At 40.8% G+C, this 20,372-nt stretch carries 21 protein-coding genes; 4 read left to right on the top strand and 17 right to left on the bottom strand.

What is annotated here, in order from left to right; translation table 11 throughout:
* Positions 1 to 9 precede the first annotated feature (9 nt).
* The 11 genes from HMPREF1019_RS00615 to HMPREF1019_RS00565 all read right to left on the bottom strand — a co-directional run bounded on the left by HMPREF1019_RS00615 (position 10) and on the right by HMPREF1019_RS00565 (position 9,749).
* The gene (locus HMPREF1019_RS00615; protein WP_009293736.1) at positions 10 to 1,818 is read right to left on the bottom strand and encodes a menaquinone biosynthesis decarboxylase; all 1,809 of its coding nucleotides are present in this window, start codon (positions 1,816 to 1,818) and stop codon (positions 10 to 12) included.
* Between the two features lie 284 nt (positions 1,819 to 2,102).
* Positions 2,103 to 2,825: a hypothetical protein gene (locus HMPREF1019_RS00610; RefSeq protein ID WP_009293735.1), complete on the bottom strand. Its 723-nt coding sequence runs from the start codon at positions 2,823 to 2,825 to the stop codon at positions 2,103 to 2,105.
* On the bottom strand, positions 2,822 to 3,757 hold the full coding sequence (gene hemC / locus HMPREF1019_RS00605; RefSeq protein WP_009293734.1) for a hydroxymethylbilane synthase: 936 nt from the start codon (positions 3,755 to 3,757) through the stop codon (positions 2,822 to 2,824). Before hemC ends, HMPREF1019_RS00610 begins: the two co-directional genes overlap by 4 nt.
* Positions 3,758 to 3,765: 8 nt before the next feature.
* Positions 3,766 to 4,197 carry an FxsA family protein gene (locus HMPREF1019_RS00600; protein WP_009293733.1) on the bottom strand — a complete coding sequence of 144 codons (432 nt, stop codon included), beginning with the start codon at positions 4,195 to 4,197 and terminating at the stop codon, positions 3,766 to 3,768.
* Complete coding sequence (locus tag HMPREF1019_RS00595) at positions 4,194 to 5,894, bottom strand: proline--tRNA ligase (RefSeq protein WP_009293732.1); 1,701 nt, start codon at positions 5,892 to 5,894, stop codon at positions 4,194 to 4,196. Before HMPREF1019_RS00595 ends, HMPREF1019_RS00600 begins: the two co-directional genes overlap by 4 nt.
* A complete protein-coding gene (hemA, locus tag HMPREF1019_RS00590; RefSeq protein WP_009293731.1) occupies positions 5,884 to 7,167 on the bottom strand; it encodes a glutamyl-tRNA reductase in 1,284 nt (427 codons plus the stop codon). Before hemA ends, HMPREF1019_RS00595 begins: the two co-directional genes overlap by 11 nt.
* The gene (locus HMPREF1019_RS00585; RefSeq protein ID WP_009293730.1) at positions 7,167 to 8,060 is read right to left on the bottom strand and encodes a polyprenyl synthetase family protein; all 894 of its coding nucleotides are present in this window, start codon (positions 8,058 to 8,060) and stop codon (positions 7,167 to 7,169) included. Before HMPREF1019_RS00585 ends, hemA begins: the two co-directional genes overlap by 1 nt.
* 10 nt (positions 8,061 to 8,070) lie before the next feature.
* Positions 8,071 to 8,502 (bottom strand): hypothetical protein, encoded by a 432-nt coding sequence (locus tag HMPREF1019_RS00580; RefSeq protein ID WP_009293728.1) that lies wholly within the window; start codon positions 8,500 to 8,502, stop codon positions 8,071 to 8,073.
* Positions 8,495 to 8,749: a DUF2018 family protein gene (locus tag HMPREF1019_RS00575; protein WP_009293726.1), complete on the bottom strand. Its 255-nt coding sequence runs from the start codon at positions 8,747 to 8,749 to the stop codon at positions 8,495 to 8,497. The genes HMPREF1019_RS00580 and HMPREF1019_RS00575 overlap by 8 nt, the downstream gene beginning before the upstream one ends.
* The gene (locus HMPREF1019_RS00570) at positions 8,746 to 9,420 is read right to left on the bottom strand and encodes an HAD family hydrolase (protein ID WP_009293724.1); all 675 of its coding nucleotides are present in this window, start codon (positions 9,418 to 9,420) and stop codon (positions 8,746 to 8,748) included. The genes HMPREF1019_RS00575 and HMPREF1019_RS00570 overlap by 4 nt, the downstream gene beginning before the upstream one ends.
* Positions 9,417 to 9,749, bottom strand: coding sequence for a hypothetical protein (locus tag HMPREF1019_RS00565; protein WP_009293722.1), 333 nt, complete (start codon positions 9,747 to 9,749; stop codon positions 9,417 to 9,419). Before HMPREF1019_RS00565 ends, HMPREF1019_RS00570 begins: the two co-directional genes overlap by 4 nt.
* Positions 9,750 to 9,855: 106 nt before the next feature.
* Here HMPREF1019_RS00565 and HMPREF1019_RS00560 point away from each other — a divergent pair, with 106 nt between their 5' ends.
* Positions 9,856 to 11,127 carry an O-acetylhomoserine aminocarboxypropyltransferase/cysteine synthase family protein gene (locus HMPREF1019_RS00560; RefSeq protein WP_009293720.1) on the top strand — a complete coding sequence of 424 codons (1,272 nt, stop codon included), beginning with the start codon at positions 9,856 to 9,858 and terminating at the stop codon, positions 11,125 to 11,127.
* A gap of 38 nt (positions 11,128 to 11,165) precedes the next feature.
* Here HMPREF1019_RS00560 and HMPREF1019_RS00555 read toward each other — a convergent pair whose 3' ends face one another.
* From HMPREF1019_RS00555 to HMPREF1019_RS00530, 6 genes are all read right to left on the bottom strand, one after another.
* The gene (locus tag HMPREF1019_RS00555) at positions 11,166 to 11,357 is read right to left on the bottom strand and encodes a hypothetical protein (RefSeq protein ID WP_187364898.1); all 192 of its coding nucleotides are present in this window, start codon (positions 11,355 to 11,357) and stop codon (positions 11,166 to 11,168) included.
* A gap of 489 nt (positions 11,358 to 11,846) precedes the next feature.
* A complete protein-coding gene (locus HMPREF1019_RS00550; protein ID WP_009293716.1) occupies positions 11,847 to 13,289 on the bottom strand; it encodes a potassium/proton antiporter in 1,443 nt (480 codons plus the stop codon).
* A 20-nt stretch (positions 13,290 to 13,309) separates the two neighbouring features.
* Positions 13,310 to 13,747: a pyridoxal-5'-phosphate-dependent protein gene (locus HMPREF1019_RS00545; RefSeq protein ID WP_009293714.1), complete on the bottom strand. Its 438-nt coding sequence runs from the start codon at positions 13,745 to 13,747 to the stop codon at positions 13,310 to 13,312.
* A gap of 27 nt (positions 13,748 to 13,774) precedes the next feature.
* Positions 13,775 to 15,016, bottom strand: a complete 1,242-nt coding sequence (locus tag HMPREF1019_RS00540) for an ArsS family sensor histidine kinase (RefSeq protein ID WP_009293712.1) — start codon at positions 15,014 to 15,016, stop codon at positions 13,775 to 13,777.
* A complete protein-coding gene (locus HMPREF1019_RS00535) occupies positions 15,016 to 15,693 on the bottom strand; it encodes a response regulator transcription factor (protein WP_002940190.1) in 678 nt (225 codons plus the stop codon). Before HMPREF1019_RS00535 ends, HMPREF1019_RS00540 begins: the two co-directional genes overlap by 1 nt.
* A gap of 97 nt (positions 15,694 to 15,790) precedes the next feature.
* Positions 15,791 to 17,194, bottom strand: coding sequence for a Do family serine endopeptidase (locus tag HMPREF1019_RS00530; RefSeq protein WP_009293709.1), 1,404 nt, complete (start codon positions 17,192 to 17,194; stop codon positions 15,791 to 15,793).
* A 155-nt stretch (positions 17,195 to 17,349) separates the two neighbouring features.
* On the opposite strand from HMPREF1019_RS00530, the gene HMPREF1019_RS00525 reads away from it, so the two are divergent.
* From HMPREF1019_RS00525 to HMPREF1019_RS00515, 3 genes are read left to right on the top strand one after another with little or no spacing between them, the layout of a single operon-like run.
* Entirely contained in the window at positions 17,350 to 18,246 is an 897-nt protein-coding gene (locus HMPREF1019_RS00525; protein WP_009293707.1) for a DnaJ family protein, read from the top strand.
* Between the two features lie 3 nt (positions 18,247 to 18,249).
* A complete protein-coding gene (locus HMPREF1019_RS00520) occupies positions 18,250 to 18,624 on the top strand; it encodes a heat shock protein transcriptional repressor HspR (protein WP_009293705.1) in 375 nt (124 codons plus the stop codon).
* Positions 18,625 to 18,627: 3 nt separating this feature from the next.
* Positions 18,628 to 20,253 carry a cation:proton antiporter gene (locus HMPREF1019_RS00515; RefSeq protein ID WP_009293703.1) on the top strand — a complete coding sequence of 542 codons (1,626 nt, stop codon included), beginning with the start codon at positions 18,628 to 18,630 and terminating at the stop codon, positions 20,251 to 20,253.
* Positions 20,254 to 20,372: the final 119 nt, after the last annotated feature.

Genomic DNA, 20,372 nt, shown 5'->3' with positions numbered 1-20,372 from the left:
AAACCAACCCTACCCAAATATCTCAAATTTATGAAACAGCTCTGGCTCATCTTTCACTATGCCACGCTTCACAAGCTCAGCCATCACTTCGCGCTCGCAGTCAGTTTGCATAGGCCAGCCACGAGTATAGCCCTCTAACTCGTCCTTGCTCGTCGCATCCACGCAGAAATTTTCGCCATCTATATAGATATCACGCAAGGCATCTATGTTATTTGTCACGCGCCAAAGCAGCATATATGGATTTTCTAGGTAGTTTTGCATATCCACTACGACTAAAAGCTTGAAAAACTCCTTAAATTCCAAAAGCTTAGAAAATAACTCTTTTACAGGGCGATCTTTTTCAAATTTAATCACACAAATAGGCGTTTTACTCTGCTTTTTAAACTGCCTAAGCCCCTTAACATTTGGCGAAACGCTTTGAAATTTAGCCAAAAGTTTATCGTTGCTTAAAACCGCAGGGCTAAATTTACAAAAGTCCTGCGTCGCATCGATGCCTAGCTTACCGCCAAAGCACGAGTTTGGGCTAGCGTGATCGAGCTGGTCGCACACACCTTGGCTTATCAGCACACTTTCGCTGCCAAATTTATCAAGCACAAAGTCCGCAAATTTGTCGTATTCTGCTAGCTCTGGTGCATAGCTACCCACAAAGATCGCGTGCTTTACAAAGCTCATCTGCCCAACTCCCCAAAACGCGTGCATCGCCTGCTTAGCGTGAGCCGGATAAAGGGCGTTGATCTTGGCTAAGATAAGGTTGTGAAAGACGCCATTTTCAGGCATATTGTAGTCTAGTAGCTCTGGCACGGTCGTTCGCAAAAGTGGCAAGAAAATGCGCTCAGTCGCCCAGCCCATATACTTATCCTCAAGCGGCGGCTTGCCAACCACGGTCGCGTGAAAGACAGGATTTTGCTTGCTCGTTATCGCCGTGACCTCCATCACTGGAAACGGCTCAACTGGCGTGTAAAAGCCGGTGTGATCGCCAAATGGCCCCTCAAGCTCGCTCTTAGTCGTATCCACAAAGCCCTCTATCACGTAGTCGGCGTCGTGCGGGACGTAAATTTCATTAGTTAGCGACTTTACAAGCTTGGCTGGCTCTTTGCGGATGAAGCCGTAAAGCAGCAGCTCAAAGACGCCCTTTGGCAGCGGCGCCTGACCACACCAGATATAGAGTGGGTCGCCTCCGATCGCCACCGATACTGGCATCTTACGGCCTGCACGCTTGTACTCATGAAAGAAATTTGCGCCGTCTTTGTGGATCTGCCAGTGCATGCCAAGGCGATTTTTATCATAAATTTGCAGTCTATACATGCCTAAATTTTGCAGCGCGCCATCTAAACTTTGCGTATAGACCTGCCCCATCGTGATAAAAGCACCTCCGTCATGCGGCCAAGTCTTTAGCGCAGGTAAGCTCAAAAGATCAGCCTGCTCGCCCATAAATTTGACCTGCTGGCACTCGCCCTCGCCTTTTAGCCTTTTGGTAAAAATTTTTCTCATGCTAAAAAGATAGGCCAAAAAGTCAAGCTTCTCTTTGAAATTCTCAGGTTTTTTGGGCTTTAAAAGCTTCTCTATCTCAGCCGCGATCTCATCAGGCTGTACGCCAAATATCAGCTCAAGCGCCATTTTTGAGCCGTAGATATTTGTAAGCACTGGAGCAAATTTACGCCCAGTTTTTTTGCAGACTGGGTTTGTAAAAAGTAGTGCTTGCGAGCCCTTGCGTTTGACCTCGATGTAGCTAGCGTGCGCGATCTCCAGGTCGATATCCGCTGACTCCTCGATCACCCTAAGTAGGCCATTATCTTTTAAAAGCTTGATGTAGTCCATATTTTTCCTTAATAATTTATATCCGAACAAGCCGTTTTCGAAGCTAAAATTTTGACCACGTTTTAAGTCAAATTTACAAACATTTTGAGCCAAAAACACAGCTTTAACTGCCGAAAAATTAGTAAAATTATAAAAATTATCGGTTTTGGCGGATACGCTAATTTAATTGCCGACTTCGCAAAAAATTAATCTCTTACAACCACTAACCAAAAGCGCGCGACGCTAAATTTATAGCGTTAAGGCAAGCAAAAAGCTGCAAGCCGGCCTAGTTATCCTCTACCTGCCTAAGTCGTCTTAAAAAGATACCATTTTGAGTTTGGAGAGAGCCTTTCTAACATTATAAACTCGCTCGGACTCATCTGCGGCAGATCAGATTCGTTTTCCACGCGCATAAAACCCACTACGTTATCCGTTATGCCACCTATGATAAGCTCAAAAAGTCCGTCGTCGTACGCCGCATGAGATAGATGTAAGCGCTTTACGACTTCGTTTGCCGCTACTTCGTCCTTTTGATATAGCGCAAATAGTTCTTCAAATTTTGCCTCATTTTCGCGTCCGAATTTTAGCAACGCATTATCACTTGCCAAAATCAGCCTTAAATTTTCTATATCCACGCCCATTGCTCTAAGCCGCGCCTTTTCCGCCTCGCTCGCAGCCTCATAGCCCTTTATCATCGCCTCTATGATGCTGGTTTGCGCGAGCGATCTTAGCGCATAAATACCATCTTCTTTAGCAAAAATGTATAGATCAAGAGATGCGCCGTTTTTAGAAGCGAGCCAAACGCGAAATATCCCGCTAAATTCGCTGCTCTGGCCGAGTTTGGCAACCTTTATTTCGTCAAATTTGTCGGATGAGTAAAAATTATTTTTTAAGCGATCTCGCATCTCACCCTTAAAATAGACGTTTTTATCGAAATTTTTATCGGTAAAGAGCGAATAAACAAGCTCTAAATCTACCCGTGCAAAAAGCGCGGATATCAGAAACGCCAAAATAAGCGCTTTTCTCATATATTCGCCATCTCTTCAGCGCGCCTTAAAAGCTCTTTCGCCCCTTTTTCTATAAATTTATGCGCTAGCTCCTTGCCAATGCTTTGAAATTTATCTTTGCTAGTTTTTAAGCTATCTTTTATAAACTCGCTTCCATCAGGCAGGCCAACGATCGCATCGATAGAAATTTCATCGCCCTTTAGCCTTGCGCTTATGCCTATTGGCACTTGGCAGCCACCCTCCAAAACGCTTACAAAGTCACGCTCTATGGTCGTTTCTATGACTGCATTTTCATCATTTAAAAAAGAGATCTCATCTAAAATTTGCTTCTCATCTCTAGCCTCGACACCAAGAGCGCCCTGACCCATCGCAGGTATCATCTCGTCAAAGCCAAATGTGTAGATGTGCGCCACTTCAGCCTTGATATTTAGGCGGTTTATGCCAGCCATCGCCAAAATGATCGCATCAAATTCGCCCTCTTTTAGCTTTCTAAGTCTAGTTTGCACATTACCTCGAAGCGAGATGATCTCAAGATCAGGCCTCATGATAAGCAGCTGCATCTTGCGGCGCAGGCTCGTTGTACCAACCTTTGCGCCGTGCGGTAGGTCGCTAAATTTAGCAAATTTCTCACTTATCATCGCATCTCTTGTATCCTCACGTGAGCAAATGGCCGCTAGTTTAAGCCCTTTTGGAAAGACTACTGGCACGTCTTTTAGGCTATGCACGGCGATGTCAGTCTCGCCTTTTAGCATGCTATCTTCAAGCTCTTTTGTAAAAAGCCCTTTGCCGCCGATCTTTGCAAGTGGTGTGTCAAGGATCACGTCGCCCTTTGTCTTCATACCTTCAAGCACGACCTTTACGCCCTTGTGCTGCGCCTCGATCCTAGCCTTGATATGCTCGCTTTGCCAAAGCGCTAAGATGCTCTTTCTAGTTGCTATTTTTATCTCTTTCATCATCACTCCTAATTTACTCTTTTTGGCTCTTCGATGACCTCAACGTCGATGATCTCGCCATCATCTTTTTTACTGCCCTGCTCGCTAAAATTTTGAAATTTAAACTCCTGATAGCTCTCATTTTTCGCTGCATTTTTCTTAAAGACTAAAGAAAAAACGACCACGGCGATACCAAAAATATCTGTCAAAATCCCTGGTAAAAAGAGCAGCGCTCCGCCAAAACTAAGTCCTAGCTGGCTAAATAAATTTCCGCCAAGAAAGCTCTTAAGCGCCACTTGAGGCGAATTTAAACTAGAAAATCCAGCATTAAAAAGAAGTGCGATGCCAACAAATCCAGAGACCAGCACCTCAAGAAAGTAGTTTAAAAAGCCAAATTTATCCACAAAAACGTATATGAGCGCCGCTTCTATCAAAAAAAACAAAAATGCAAAAAATCTCATAAGCTTTCTTTTATCTTTCTAAAGGCGTCGTCTGCCTCTATCGCCTCTTTGCTTAGCCCATCTCTTGTTATAAACTCAACCTTGCCATTTGCAAATTCTTTACCCACGAGCAGCGCGTAAGGAAAGCCTATAAGCTCAAAGTCATTCATCTTAACGCCAAATCTCTCGTTTCTATCATCGATGATGACGCTAACGCCAGCTTTTTTAAGGCTCTCGTAAAGCTCAAATGCAAATTTCACGCCTGCTTCATCTTTTAAATTTGAGATGATGATCTCCACGTCAAACGGCGCGCACTCTTTTTTCCAGATGCAGCCCTTCTCATCGTGGCTAGCCTCTATCATCACAGCGATAAGCCTGCTTATGCCAATGCCGTAGCAGCCCATCAAAAATGGCTTTGCCTTGCCGTTTTCATCAAGATATGTCGCGTTCATCGCAGCTGAATATTTATCGCCTAGCTGAAAGATATGACCGACTTCTATGCCTTTGCTAAGTTTTAAATTTCCGCCACAAACTGGGCATTTATCGCCCTCTTTTACCTTTACAAGGTCTTTAAATCTCTCTTCGTTAAATCCGCTAACACTAACGCCAACAAAGTGATAGTCTTTTTCGTTAGCGCCGCATATCATGTTGTTTGCGCCCCTTAGCTCGTTATCTATGAAAAATTTAACATCCTTTAGCCCAACTGGCCCACAAAATCCAGCCACAAGCCCAGCTTTCACCACGTCAGCCTCACTAGCATCGACAAGCTCTAGCGCCTTGCAAGCATTTTGCGCCTTTGTCTCCTGAAGCTCGTCATCGCCCCTTACAAAAAAGACCACAACCTCTTCTTTGTCCTCATAAATCGCCTTTTTCATAACAGCTTTTATACAGTAAAACTCGCTAACTTTAAAAAACTCCGCCACATCTTTTATAGTTTTTGCATTTGGCGTTAGAAATTTAGCCGCGTCTGCCTCTGGTGCTTCAGCCTCGCTAACTCTTGGTTTGCGTCTTGCAGCCTCGACGTTTGCAGCGTATCTGCAGGCCTCACAGCAAAGTATGTCGTCCTCGCCGTTACTTGCAAGCACCATAAATTCTTTACTACCACTACCGCCAATGGCTCCACTATCAGCCTCAACAGCTCTAAAATTTAGCCCCAAGCGGGTAAAAATCTTACTATAAGTTGCCTCCATAAGGTCAAACTCGCGCTTTAGATCCTCTTTGCTCGAGTGAAAGCTATAACCATCTTTCATCGTAAATTCGCGACCTCTTAGCAAGCCAAAGCGCGGTCTTGCCTCGTCACGAAATTTGGTGTTTATCTGGTATAAATTTAGTGGTAGCTGCTTGTAGCTAGTCACCTTGCCACGCACCAAAGCAACGGCTGCCTCTTCGTTTGTCGGGCTTATGACAAAGTCATTTTCTTTTCTATCTTTAAAGCGCAAAAGCTCCTTGCCAAAGACGTTGTAGCGGCCACTTTGCTTCCAAAGCTCGCCTGAAGTGACCACGCTAAAGCTCACCTCTAGCGCGCCAGCCTCGTTCATCTCCTCTTTTACTACGCGTGAAATTTTATCGTGCATGATCTTTCCAAGCGGCAGATAGTTATAAAGCCCAGAGCCGATCTGCTCGACAAAGCCACCTCTTATCAAAAACTGATGACTTGGCAAAGATGCATCTTTTGGCACTTCTTTGGTCGTTGGGGCGTAAAATTTACTAAATTTCATCTATATCTCCTGCTTGAAAATTTTGTTCATCTTTTATATCAAATAAAAATTTAACTCCGTTTGAAAGCTCACTAGCTCTCTCCTCGTATGCAAGCCCTTTTAGCTTCATCGTTGGCTGGTGCAAAAAGGCTTTAAAGACCTGATGGATGAGCTTTTGCGCCTCATCGTAATCGCTATGTTTTAAATAGCCCTTTTTTATCGCCTTTTCTAGCTCGTTTTTAGCGCAAATTTCAGCCTGCTTGCGGATAGATTTTATAAGAGGCACGCTCATATCTTCTTTTAAAGTCTTTAAAAACTCGCTCGTATCTTGCCCAACGATCGAATAGGCCTTTTGCGCCTGCTCCTCTCTTAGGGCTAAATTTTTACGCACGATCTCCTCCAGGCTATCGACCGTATAGACGCTAATAAGCTCTGTGTTTAAAAGATCGATATCTCTTGGCACGGCGATATCAAAAAAGTATCTGTGAAATTCTCTTGGCTCGATGATCTCGCCTGTGATGATGGCATGCGGGGCTGCAGTGCTTGAAAAGATAAGATCGTAGTTATTTACATACTCTTTTAGTTTTAATATGCTATCCCAACTCGCGTTATCGCCTAGGCTATCAACTAGCTGCTCGACGCGCTCAGAGCTTCTGTTTATAATGATCACTTCTGCGCCGCTTGATATGAGGTGCTTTGCTGCTAGCTCGCCCATCTCGCCAGCGCCCACGACGATAGCCGTTTTACCTTCAAGCGTGCCAAAAATTTCTTTTGCCTTTGCCACGGCGACGCTTGAGACTGAGATCGGGTTTTTAGAAATTTGAGTTTCGTTTCTAACCTTGGCAGCGCACTTACATGCGTAGTGGATGATCTTGCTGATATCTTCGCTACATGAGTTGTTATCATAGGCAAATTTAAAGGCATTTTTTAGCTGGCCAACGATCTGCGTTTCGCCAACGACTAGGCTATCAAGCGAGCTTGCCACGGCAAATAGGTGGTGTGCAGCACCGCTGTTTTCATAGATGTCAGCTCTCTCATAAAGCTCATCTTCAAAAACGCCTGAAAATATCGACATACACCTGATGATATGAGCAGTAGCGACCTTTACATCCTCTACGCTAGCTATGATCTCGACGCGGTTGCAGGTGTTTAGCACCATGCTCTCTTTTATGTTTTTGTTTGAGTTTATCAGCTTTAAAATTTGCTCTTTTTTCTCGTCACTATCAAATGCAAGCTTCTCTCTGACCGAAATATCAGTATTTTTATATGTAAAACTTATGTCTAAATAGTGCATCAAAATTCCCTATCTATCATGCTTTTTATGATCCCTTCAAGCTCGGCGTTTTTATACTCTTTTATCGCTTCTATTGCTTCAGCCCCAAGCCTTTTGGCTTCATTTATGGCTTTACTAAGCGAGCTAGTTTTATCAAAATTTTCTTTTAGCCACGAAATTTCGTCCGCGTTTAACTTCTTTGCCCAAAGCGATCTAAGCTTTGTTTTACCAGCCTCGTCCAGGCTCTTATAAAGATAAATGTAAGGAAGCGTTGTTTTGCCCTCGACAAAGTCGTTAAGCGCTGGTTTGCCAAGCGTTTTTTCATCTTGAGTGATGTCTAATATATCATCAACGATCTGAAATGCAAGACCTAAATTTTTGCCATAAATGCCAAATTTCTCGCTATCTTTGCCAGCTAGCTTTACCCCACAAATAGCCGTGGCTTCTATCAAAACAGCTGTTTTATAATAGATCATTTTTAAATATTCTTGCTCGTTTTCATTAAAATTTTCAGCCATTTTTACATCCATCATCTCGCCGATGCTTAGCTTACTGACCGCATCTGAGATGACAGCTGCGATGCTTGGATCAAATTTTGTAAGCTCGAAATAAGCCTTTGAGTAGAGGATGTCGCCTAGCATGACTGAGTTTTTACTGCCAAAAAGTGCGTTTATGCTTGGTTTGCCGCGTCTTATATTTGCTTCGTCTATGACGTCGTCGTGCAATAAGCTTGCAAGGTGGATGAGCTCGATGATAGCGCAAAGCTTAAGTGAAATTTCACTCTCACCTGCGATCTTTAAAAGAAGTTTTGAGCGCAGCTTTTTGCCAGAGCTTATCTTTACAAACATCTCACAGGCCTCTTCGTAGCCAAGCTCGCTTATAAATTTGCTCATTATTTCATCGATTTTATCCATTTTTATCCTTCTATTTATCCTCGTGCGGATCTCTAAAACCCACATCCACACGCTTGCTCTCATCTAGCAGCGCCACCCTAAAATGCGCCTTTTTATCCTTAAAATCAATAAATGATATATAAAGGCTCACACTCTCGTTTGGCGGCATCATAAAATCAGGCAAAACTCGCTGCATGTAGGTGTTTTGTCCTTGTCTTAGCGAAAAGACCATCTGCCTTGGATAGCGCCTAAAAAAGCTTTGCACAGTGATATTTGTGCTATCAAACAGCGTCCAGCGAAAGTCAAACGTCTCAACTCTTTGAGTTTTTTTCTCGGTTATAAAGACCCTCGCCCACTCATCTTTTTTAAGCTCAAATGTATGCACCGAATTTGGGTCAAAATTTGGCTCTTTTGCAAAGATAAGAGCGGCTAGCAAAGCAATGAGCGCAAAAATTCTACTCATTTTGGCTTAAAATTTCTCCGCTAAGCTCGATATATAGGTCATTTACTCCGTTATAAATTTTATCTTGCTCTGAGACTATAAAATTTCTGATCTCATCTTCGCCAACGCCATGCTTTTCGCAAAGCTCGCTCATAGCCACAAATTTTTCAAAAATTTTATCTATCTCGTTTTTAACCAAAACGGCATTTGCGTTAAACAAAATGTCATAAAATTTATCCCTCGCACTGCCCTCAAATATATCTATCATCGCTGTTTCTTTGAAAATTTCTTAAGATTATAGCCAATTAAAACTAAGTTAAAATTTAATATTATCTCCCACGCCTCGCTAACATTTTTGGCGTTATAAGTGGCTGTTTTGCTCTCCTCGCCAAATCCCCAGCAAACTTGCACGTAGGGCATATTTGCATTTTTAGCCGCCAGCTCGTCTTTTAGGCTATCTCCTACAAATATCGCCTTGTTAGCCCCAGTTTTACTAACAGCTAGATGAAGCATTGCAGGATCTGGCTTTTGTGGTATCTCCTTGCTAGCGCCGATGACCTCGTCAAATAGCTCAAAAATTTCATTTTTCTTTAAAATTTTCTCTAGCGTATCGTGCGGTGCGTTGCTTGCCAAAACGACCTTATAGTGAGCATCTTTGCACTTTTGCAAAAGCTCTTTTACGCCCTCATAGGTAGTCGCACACTCATCGTAAAATTTCTTAAATTTCTCTTCAAAACCCTCTTTTAAGCTCCTGCTTGGCGTGTCGATGCCGTAAAACTCAAGGGCTAAATTTCTACCTGGCTCGTTGATCGCTTTTATGATAAATTCCTTTTCAAGTGGCGGCAAATTTAGCTCATCTCTCACTTCATTTACCGTTTTATATATCGCCTCGCCGCTATCGATCACCGTGCCGTCCATATCGAAAATAACTACTTTCAATCCTCATCCTTAAATTTATTTTTATGTTTTTCTTTTTTATATGTCTTTTGATTTTTTAGCTTATCAAGTAGATTTGCCGCCTTTAAAAGCTCATCTTTTGGCGCATTTTTGATAAGCAAATTTATAAAATTTTCTAGCGCCTTTGAGTATGGCTGGTCAAGATAAACAGCCTCGACTTTTTCGATGACTTTCGCGTTTTTCTCAACTCTTTGGCGAAACTCAGTCTCGTCAAAGTCGTCTCTTTTTAACCCGTTTATCGCTGATTTTGCAAATTTTTCTAGCGCACGAAGATATTTTACACGCTTAAATTTGTCCGTGACTTGGTTCAAATTTTTCCTTTTTTTGGCAAATTATATCAAAATTTGATTTTATCCCCTAAATTTTGGCTTTGCTAATGTATAATTTACGCCAAAATTACTTAAACAAGGAGCAAAAATGAGGCAAGAAACCGCTGCGATCCACGTAGGCTACGACACTCAGGGGGGCTTTGGCACGATGGCTGTGCCTATTTTTCAAAGCACGGCTTATGACTTTGGAAGTGCCGAGACAGCAGCTGCTAGGTTTGATCTAAAAGATAGTGGCTACATCTACACAAGACTTAGCAACCCAACGACAGATATCTTTGAAAAAAGGGTCGCTGCACTTGAGGGCGGAGCCGCTGCGATAGCGACTGCAAGCGGTCAGGCAGCTTTGTTTTACAGCATCATAAATTTAGCCCAAGCAGGCGATAATATCATCATCGCTAAGAAAATTTATGGCGGCACGACGGTGCTTTTTACGCACACGCTGAAAAGATTTGGCATAGAAGCTAGAGTCTTTGACAGCGACACTGCTGATGATCTAGAGGGCTTGATAGACGAAAAAACTAGAGCTATATTTTTTGAAACGCTTTCAAATCCGCAAATTTCTATCCCAAATATCGAAAAAATCGTAGAAATCGCAAACAAATATGGCATTATCAGCATCACTGATAACACCGTGCCAACGCCTATCATCTTTCAGCCACTTCGCCACGGCGTCGATGTTTGTGTGCATAGCGCTAGCAAATATATGAGCGGTCAAGGTCTTAGCCTAGCAGGCGTGGTCGTCAGCGCAAATCACCTAAACGAGAAGCTAAAAGGCAACAAGAGATATGAGCACTTTAACGTGCCAGACGCGAGCTATCACGACATCGTCTATGCTGATATGACGGATCGTTTTGACATCTACACGCTAAGAATGAGGCTTGCCATCGTGCGCGACATCGGCGCTGTGATCTCTCCGTTTAACTCTTGGCAGCTCATACAAGGGCTTGAAACGCTTGCTGTTAGGGTTGAGAGACACTCGCAAAACGCGCTAAAAGTGGCTAAATTTCTAAACTCTCACAAACATATAAAAAGCGTAGCATACCCAGGACTTGCCGACAACGTAGATCACGCAAAAGCACAAAAATACTTTAAAGATGGCATGGCAAATGGGCTATTTTGCTTTGAGACTGATAGCTTTGAACGCGCAAAAAAGATGCTAGAGCGCGTAAAACTCTTTAAAATCGTAGTAAATATCGGCGATACAAAGTCGCTCATAACACACCCAGCCTCGACAACTCACCAGCAGCTAAGCAGCGAAGAACTTGTAAAAGCTGGCATCACAAAAGAGCTGATAAGAGTTAGTATAGGTCTTGAAAACGCCGAGGATCTGATAGCCGACCTAGCTCAAGCCTTAGAATAAACAAATTTCTAGCTCATTTTGGGCTAGAAATTTAAAATTTACTCAAGCTTGCCGTATATCCTCTCGCACTCTTTTGCTTGCCTTATAAATTTTATAACGATGTAGATGACAAGTAGCGGCACGCTTATATACCAAAATGCAAAAAAGGCGAGTATAAAAAACATAAATAAGAATGTTGCGAAATATACCAAGACCGCAAGGATGATATCATCAAGCATTTTACTTCCCATTTTGCTAGTGCTTTGGTGATTTTATAAAAAGCAAAATAAAATGAGACTGAACGGATTTGTTTTGGCTCTAAACATTTAAGCTAAGCGGTAAGCAAAGTCAAATTTTAGTAATCAACTATTGCGAGTGAATGGAATTTTAAAATTTATAAATTAAAGTTTTTAAAAATTTAAAGTTTCGTTTCTTTGTTAAGGTGGAATAGGCTTGAATTACGGTCTGCTTGCAGTTGCGAGCTTGCGAAGCAAAGAAGCTCCCCCCTTAACAATCCCCCAACCCCGACAACGTTAGATGTGCATGCAATAGTGCTTCACACTGCATGCGGTTTGTTTAAGCAATTTTGACAAATTTTAAAATTTCATGAGCGAGCATATCACGGCTCTAAATTTAGTGCTAAACGAAGTGTAGCCTAAATTTAGTAGCCTGTTAAGGCAAGCGAGTAAAGTTTTAAAATTTACAAAGAGAAATGAAATGTGGCAAGTTTTATCAAAATTTTAATAAGTCAAATACTTAATCGTATCTTGATAAAGCACTTGATTTTCGCATTGTATCAGTAATAGGTCATTTTCTTCAAAGATTGTTGAGCCAGTTGGCTTTTGATACTCGTTTTTACGCTTTATTAGGATTATTAAAAACTCAGTTGGAAGCTCAAGCTGAGCCAAATCTTTGCCAATTAGTTTTGAGCCATAGTGGATGGTATGCTGGTGAAGCGTGTAGCTTAAGATCGGAGAGTTTTCCACTGCCTTAACATCCTCTTGCTCGCTCTCTTTGACCTTAAATTTATCAGCTGCAAAGCCAAGCGACATGCCCTGTATCAAAATAGAAATCAAAACCATAAAAAATATAATGTTAAAAATCATATCCGCATCACGTACGCCATCGACATAAACATAGGTAGCTAGCACAACTGGCACGACGCCTCTTAGCCCAACCCAGGAGATAAAAATTTGCTCATTTATCTTAAATTTTGAAAATGCAAGCGATGCAAAAACACCAAGTGGTCTTGCAAAAAACATAAGCCATAAGGCCAAAACAAGCGCCATTAGTGCTGTTGCTGGAAGTTGTGATGGATTTACCAAAAGACCAAGCGTCAAAAAGACAACTATTTGCATAGTCCAAGCGATACCATCGTGAAAACCGACTAAATTTTTCTTATGAGAAAACTCTTTTTTGTTTATAAAAATTCCAGCTATATAGACAGCCAAATAGCCATTGCCACCGATTTTAAAGCAAAGCGTATATAAAAGTAATATCCAAGCGATAGAAAAAACCGGATAAAGGCCCCAGCTTTTTAGGCGAAGTCTATTAAAGATTGCTGGCAAAGAAACGCCAAATAAATAGCCCATAGCGATACCTATGCTAAACTGCTTAACAAGTGTGATCGCCCACTCTGACGCACTTGGAGTGCTATTTAGTGAGATCATTTGAACGATCGTCATAGTTAGAAATATCGCCATTGGATCGTTTGAGCCAGATTCAAGTTCAAGCAATGGCGCAATGCTATTTCTAAGTGAAATTTTCTTAGCTCTTAGTATGGCAAATACCGCTGCTGCGTCTGTTGAAGAGATAATGGAGCCTAGCAAAAAGGCCTCCGCCCAGGTAAAATCAAGCAGATATTTTGCAACTGGAGCGATGGCTAGCGCAGTTAAGAAAACACCAAGTGTAGCAAGTGCTAAACCTCTACCAAAGATAGGTTTAATCGCTGCAAAATCAGTATCTAGCCCACCAGCATAAAGTATAAAAATAAGTGCTAGCATGCCGACATTTTGAGCGATTACTTGATCATCAAAATTTACACCCAGCAAGCCATCTGAGCCAGCTAGCATGCCAACGCCTAAAAATATTATTAAAGATGGAATTCCAAATTTATCAGAGATCTTACTTAAAAGAATGCTAGTTATAAGCAAAACTGCAAAAAATAGTAGTAAATTTTCCAAATAAACTCCACAAAATTATATTAAATTATACTTTCAAAAACTTCAAATTTATCTTGATTTACGAGCATCTCAAGCAAGACACCATAGTTATCTTTTATCTCATCTTGAAGTTTTATAGCAAGCTCTTTTGCGTCTTTTCCATCTTTTGGATAGGTAACTACTAGATCGATCGGCTCAGCGTTTAAAAACTCTTGTATGCCAGTTAGTAGCTCGCTAGCGCCTCTTTCGTTTGTGCCGTGAAGTACTACTACATAGTGTTCATTTTCTCTTATGACAACGTCTGTTTGTCTTAGGATTTTTTCAAAAATTTCGCCATATTCTTTACTATTTGGCAAAGAAAAATATATCAAAGATAAATTTTTCGCATAGTCCTTTACGTTTTTGTATCGCTTTATAAAAGCTATCTCAAGATCGATTATTGACAAAATATCAACTGCCGAGAAGGTTTTCGCCGCCATTTTTACACTCTTTTTACTATTTTGATTTTACGCCACTATTATATCTTGTAAATTTTCAAAAATAAAGACATTCATTCCGTTTTTGTATTCATAGCTAAATTTTAGTCCATGAGCCTCAAGGATGTTGCTAACTATATATAAACCTAAGCCAAAGCTCTTTTGCGCATCCTCGCCTTTGATAAATGGCTGGATGTAAAAGTCAAGGTCATTTTTTAGCTTCTCGCCTTGAGTTATAAATTTCATATGATCCTTACTAACCATGATATTTACGTGTTTATCGGTTGAATATTTTATGCCATTATCTATCATATTTTTTATAGCGACTGAAAATAGCTTAAAATCAACCATCACTCTAACCTCATCAAGCTCGCTGATACCAACATGCTCCTTTTCAACCATCGCTATATCTATAGCCTCATCGATGAGATCTCTCATAAGGCAAGGCGTCTTATTTGTAAGGCCTATCTTTGAAGTGATCTGCTCGATCGCCGCAAGCTCGTTTATCAAATTTTCAAGCTTGTGAAAGACCGAGATTAGCCTCTCTTGATTTTTGCTTTTTTCTATCATTTGAGCGGCGATTAGCCCCTTTGTGATAGGCGTTTTTAGCTCGTGCATGATATTTCTTAAGAAAAGATGCCTTGAGTCATTTAGTGCCTTGATCTGACAAACCGCACCGTAAAATGCCTCTGAAACTTCAGAAATTTCATCCTTGCCGTTACCGACATTTTGCACGCCATCAAGCTCGCCATTTGCAAATTTCACGATCTGACGCTTTAGCTTTCTAAGCGGTTTTATCTTATAGATGACAAATATATAAGCAGCCAGCAAAATGACCGCAACTACGGCAAACACAGCCTTTATCACCTCATATCTATAAGGCTGAAATTCTTTATCCATCAAAAGCTTTAACTCATCTAAATGCTCGATCTTTAGGTAGTGATGCTTATTATAAAGTAAGATCGCACTTGATCCTAGATCACTTGAAATTTCTTCTAAAACGGCTGCATTTTTTAAAATTTCTTCTTTTTCATTTTTAGCTGTGATCTCTGGCATGTCGATGTTTGAGAGCTGGCGGTCGTACTGAGCTTTGTTTATGATGCCACCCATGTAGAGTAAATTTGTCCTAGCGACGTTTGAGTATTTGTTATTTAGCTCTCTTGTGTAGTTTTGTTTATCAAAACCCATGAGCCACAAAAAGGCTAGAAATATCGAAACGAGCGCAAGCCCAAAGATAAACGTTATCGTGATAAATATAGAAGATCGTGGCATCAAAGGACCAACTTGTAGCCGATGCCACGGATCGCGTGGATGTATTTTGGCTCTTTTGGATTTTCATTTAGTTTTTGGCGAATTCTGCCGATGATGACGTCGATACTTTTGTTTGAACTATCTTCATTTATGCTCTCACAGTTGTAGATGAGCTCCTCTCTAGTGACCGCCCCACCCTCTTTTTGAAGCAGATATTTTAAGATGTCATACTCCGCTGCGGTTAAATTTAAGACACTGCCTTTAAATAAAATTTCCCTCTCAAATTCTTTCAAAACCAAGTCTTTGTTTAAATTTCTTGCCTCATTAGCTGGAGCTATGCTCTGCCTTCTTAGATGGCTTTTTATACGAGCTAGCAGCTCTTGTGGGTCATAAGGCTTTGGCAAATAATCATCCGCGCCGTTATCTAGGGCATTTACTTTGTCCGTTATATCGTGCCTTGCGCTTGAGATGATTATAGGGATGTTGTGTTTTTTTCTTATCTCTTTGCACACCTCTAGTCCGTCCATGCCAGGGAGCGTAAGATCAAGGATAACTAGGTCAAATTCGCTTGTATTTAAAGTAGATAGTCCGATATATGGCTCCTCGGCCGTCGTTACTTTTATATCGTAGTTTTCTAGGTATTCAGTCAAAATTTCAGCAAGCTCCATATCATCTTCTATCATTAAAATTCTAGTCATGATCTTTCCTGATGTAAATTTATTTTTAAGGATTATAGCAGATAAAGGTTTTAAAAATTTAAAAGAGTTAAGAGCTGAAATTTCAGCTCTTAAGTAGTTATTTTATAACAAGGCCTTGCATGATGCCACCGCGGTTTATCCACACTAGCGTCTTTTTGCCTTTTGCGTTTTTAACTGTGCTTGCAAATGTTTGAATATCTTTTATGCTCTCTTCGCCAACTTGAACGATCACGTCGCCTCTTTCAAAGCCAAAGTCTTCAGCTTTTGAGCCAGATTTTACGTCAGTTACTAGCACGCCTTGAGTATCTGGGCTGATCTTATACTTAACTCTTATCTCATCGCTTAGATTACTAACGCTAAGACCATCGATGATGACGCTTTTTGTCGCATCTTTTGCGTTGTGATCCATATTTACAAGCTTGATTTTTGCATTCATTATTTTATTTGATCGCTCGTAAGTTATATCAACGCTGCTATTTGGAGTTAGTGAGCCGATGAAATTTTTAAGATCATTTGCGTTTTTGATAGCTTTGCCGTTTGCTGAGATAACCAAGTCGCCTCTTTTTAGCCCTGCTTCATCTGCTGGCATGCCCTGCTCTACGCCGCTTATTAGCGCACCCTCTTTATTTGTGTAAAGCTCTTTTTGCTCATCAGTTAAATTTGCTATCGTAACGCCGATAAATCCACGCTCGATCTTGCCGTCAGTTATCAGCTTTTTAGCGATATCTTTTACCATATTTGATGGGATCGCAAAGCCTATGCCGTTGTTGCCACCACTTTTTGAAAGTATGGCTGAGTTTATACCGACTAAATAGCCCCTACTATCAACCAAAGCGCCACCTGAGTTGCCAGGGTTTATAGAGGCGTCTGTTTGGATGAAATTTTCATATTGATTAAGTCCGATATCATCTTTATTTAGCCCTGAGACGATGCCTTGAGTGATGCTCTCACCTACGCCAAAAGGATTGCCTATAGCAAAGACGACATCTGCATCAAGCAGTTTTGATGAGTCGGCAAATGTTATCGCATTTAGCCCATTTGCATCTATCTTTATAACGGCTAGATCAGTCTTTGGATCGCTACCTATTAGCTTCGCTTTATACTCCTTGCCACCCTTTGCCAAGGTCACAACGATCTGGTCGCTATCTTCGATGACGTGGTTGTTTGTAACGATGTAGCCGTCATTTGAGATGATGACGCCAGAGCCTAAAGAGGTTGTCTTTTCTTTCTCTTTTGGCTTTGCAAAGTTAAATCCAAAAAATTCATTAAAAAACGGGTCGTTAAACATCTGCTCGATGCCTGCATTACTTACTGTTTTTGTAGTTGAGATATTTACAACTGAAAGCTTTGCCTGAGCGATAGAGTCATAGTATGAAAGCACACTATTTTTATCACTTAACGGCGAAACTCTAGTTACATCTTGGTTTGCTTCGTTAAATTTAATATCAGCTCCCATTAGCAAAGAAGCCGCTGCTAATGAAATTAGCATAAATTTTTTCATTTTTTTCCTTTAAATTGAAAATGTCTTGAAATTATAAATAGAGCTTAAAAATAAAATCTTAACGCTTTTTTCTCCTTTGTAAATAAAAATAAACTTGACTTGCATAGACTAAAGTTTTGTGATATAATCCGTGTCAAAAAACATAAGGAGAATATATGAGCGAAAGCTTATATGAAACTTTAGGAGTTTCAAAAGGCGCATCAAGCGACGAGATAAAAAAAGCTTATAGAAAACTTGCTAGAAAGTACCACCCAGACATCAACAAAGACCCTGGAGCAGAGGATAAATTTAAAGAGATAAACGCTGCTTATGAAATTTTAAGTGACGAGAAAAAACGTGCCCAATATGATCAATACGGCGATAATATGTTTGGCGGTCAAAATTTCCACGACTTTGCCAGAGGTTCAGCCGATATGGGCGATCTAAACGATATCTTGAAAAATATCTTCTCAGGCGGATTTGGTGGAGGCGGCGCTAAATTTAGCGGTGGCTTTGGTGGAGGTTTTGAGGGATTTGAAGGCTTTGGCGGAGGTGGATTTGGCTTTGGCGGAGCTGATCTAGACGTAAATGCCAAAATTTCTATACCATTTGACGTGGCTGTAACTGGCGGCGAGCATAAGATAAATTTTAATGGCGAAAGCATCAAGATAAAGATCCCAAGCGGTATAGAAGGCGGCGAAAAACTTCGCATAAAAGGCAAAGGCAAGAGTGCTGGCGGTCAAACTGGCGATCTTATACTTGCCATTAGCGTTGAGCCAAGTGACGAGTATGAAAGAGTCGGAGATGATCTATATAAAGATGTAGAAATTCCACTAAAAACTATGCTCTTTGGCGGCAAGATAAATGTGCATACATATAAAAAAGATGTAACCATTAAAATCGCTGAGAACTCAAAAACAGGCACGAAGATCCGATTAAAAGGATACGGCGTGCAAAACAGAAAGAGTGGAATTTATGGCGATCTTTACTTAAAAGCTAGAGTAAAGCTTCCAAATATCAGCGAGCTTGACGAGGGCTTAGTAAAAGAGTTAAAAGAAAAATTACCGGAGTAAAAAATGCAAAATTATGAAGAACCACTTTTTTTAATAAGCGTTGTAGCTAAGGTTTTAAGCATACATCCACAAACTTTAAGACAATACGAAAGAGAGGGACTTGTCGAGCCATCAAGAACAGATGGCAAGATGAGGCTCTACTCACAAAAAGACGTTGATCGTGTAAAAACGATACTAAATTTAACCCGTGAGCTTGGTGTAAATTTAGCAGGTGTTGATGTGATACTTCAGCTAAAAGAGAAAATTGACGATTTAGAAGCAACTATTGATGAGTTAAATAAAAAATTACACGAAGCTACCAGTCAAACTAGCACCAAAAGATCGCTAGTAAAGAGAAAAAGTAGCTTTGATCTTGTATTTTACGAAGGCAAAAAATAATATATGGAACAAATTTTAGAAGGCTTCTTGCTTGTCGCTGCGATCTCAGTCGCGTTAAATGTCATTTTTAAGAAATTTCAGATACCAACCATCATCGGCTACATCGTAACCGGCACGCTTATATCAGAATTTTTCAACCTAAAAAGCAACGATGAAATTTCTCATATCGCGGAATTTGGTATCGCATTTTTGATGTTTACGATCGGACTTGAGTTTAGCTTTAAGCACCTGATGAGCATGAAAAAAGAGGTCTTTCTAAATGGCGGTCTGCAAGTTTGTTTAAGTGGCTTTGTGATGGGCGTGATGCTTTACTACGCGCTTCATCTAAAGGACGAGACAGCGCTTATAGCAGGTCTTGCCTTTGCTCTATCTTCAACTGCGATCGTGCTAAAAACGCTAAATGACAACGGCGATGTGAGTAAAATTTATGGTAGAAAAGCACTTGGAATTTTACTATTTCAAGATATCGCCGTCATCCCGATCTTACTTATGATAGATATGTTTAGCTCGCAAGATGCCTCGATAAATGAGCTTTTGTTAAAGACATTTACGAGTGCGTTTATCCTTATCGTTGTGCTATTTTTGCTCGGCAAATACGTCATCAACTGGATATTTTACAAAGTCGTTCAGACAAACTCTCAAGAGGTCTTTATAGCTACGATCCTATTTTTAGTCGTTGGTGCCAGCACGCTAGCTCACTTCTTTGGCTTTTCATACTCGCTTGGCGCTTTTTTAGCTGGTATGATGATGGCAGAGACGCAGTATAAGCACCAGATCGAGGTAGACCTCATACCTTTTAGAGACTTGCTTCTTGGACTATTTTTTATAACCGTTGGTATGCAGATAAATTTCGGCGTCGTCATATCAAATATCTGGCTAGTTCTAGGCCTAGTCTTTAGCGTCATGGTAATAAAAGCGATCGTTGTCTTTGCTATCTTAAACATATATCTAAAGCGAAGAGTTGCCGCTAAAACCGCACTTAGCGTTTGTCAGATAGGCGAATTTGCACTGGCTGTCTTTGGTCTGATGACTACTAGAAACTTGCTTGACGTGCAAACAGCTCAAATTTTCATCGCAGCCTCTGTTATATCTATGTTTGCGACACCTTTTATACTTAAAAAACTTGACGTTATAGCTGATCTTGTCGAGCGTGAGATAGTCATCGAGTCAAATGACGCCCTAAAGCCACAAAAACTAAAAAATCACATCGTGGTCTTTGGCTACGACAGACTTGGTCAAGAGGTCGTTTTAAGGCTAAAAGAGACAAAGCTTTTATACCTAGTGCTTGACAACGACATTAGCCTAGTTGAGCTTGGCAGAAGCCGCGGGGAAAATGTATTTTTAGGAAACGTGCTTCAAAGCGACACTCTTGAAAATGCCTGCCTAAACGACGCAGCAGCCGTTATCATAACAGTTAGCAACGAGCAAAGAGTTGAGCTCATCGCTCAAAAGATAAAAGACTACGGCGCAAATATCCAGACGATCATCAAGGCAAATGGCGAGGGCAACAAAGAGATCTTTGGCGAGCTAGGTGCAAATTTCCACCTAATAAGCGAAGAGCGCGTCATGGCAAAAACCCTTGTTCATGAAGCCCTTCAGTGTAAGATCGACCACGACGTAAGAGCGTAGTAAATTTAGCTTCTTAAAACACGATTTTTTGTTAAGCTCGTTTAATAAATTGATAAAACTATTAGCAATATTGTTGATTATATAAGAAAAAAAGAAGCTAAAAATTTGTCTAGCCACAA

The sequence above is a fragment of the Campylobacter sp. 10_1_50 genome (assembly GCF_000238755.1).
In the GTDB taxonomy this organism is placed as follows: domain Bacteria; phylum Campylobacterota; class Campylobacteria; order Campylobacterales; family Campylobacteraceae; genus Campylobacter_A; species Campylobacter_A concisus_R.
The sequence above is the reverse complement of the archived record's forward strand: the minus strand, read 5'-3'. Positions and strand labels throughout refer to the sequence as shown.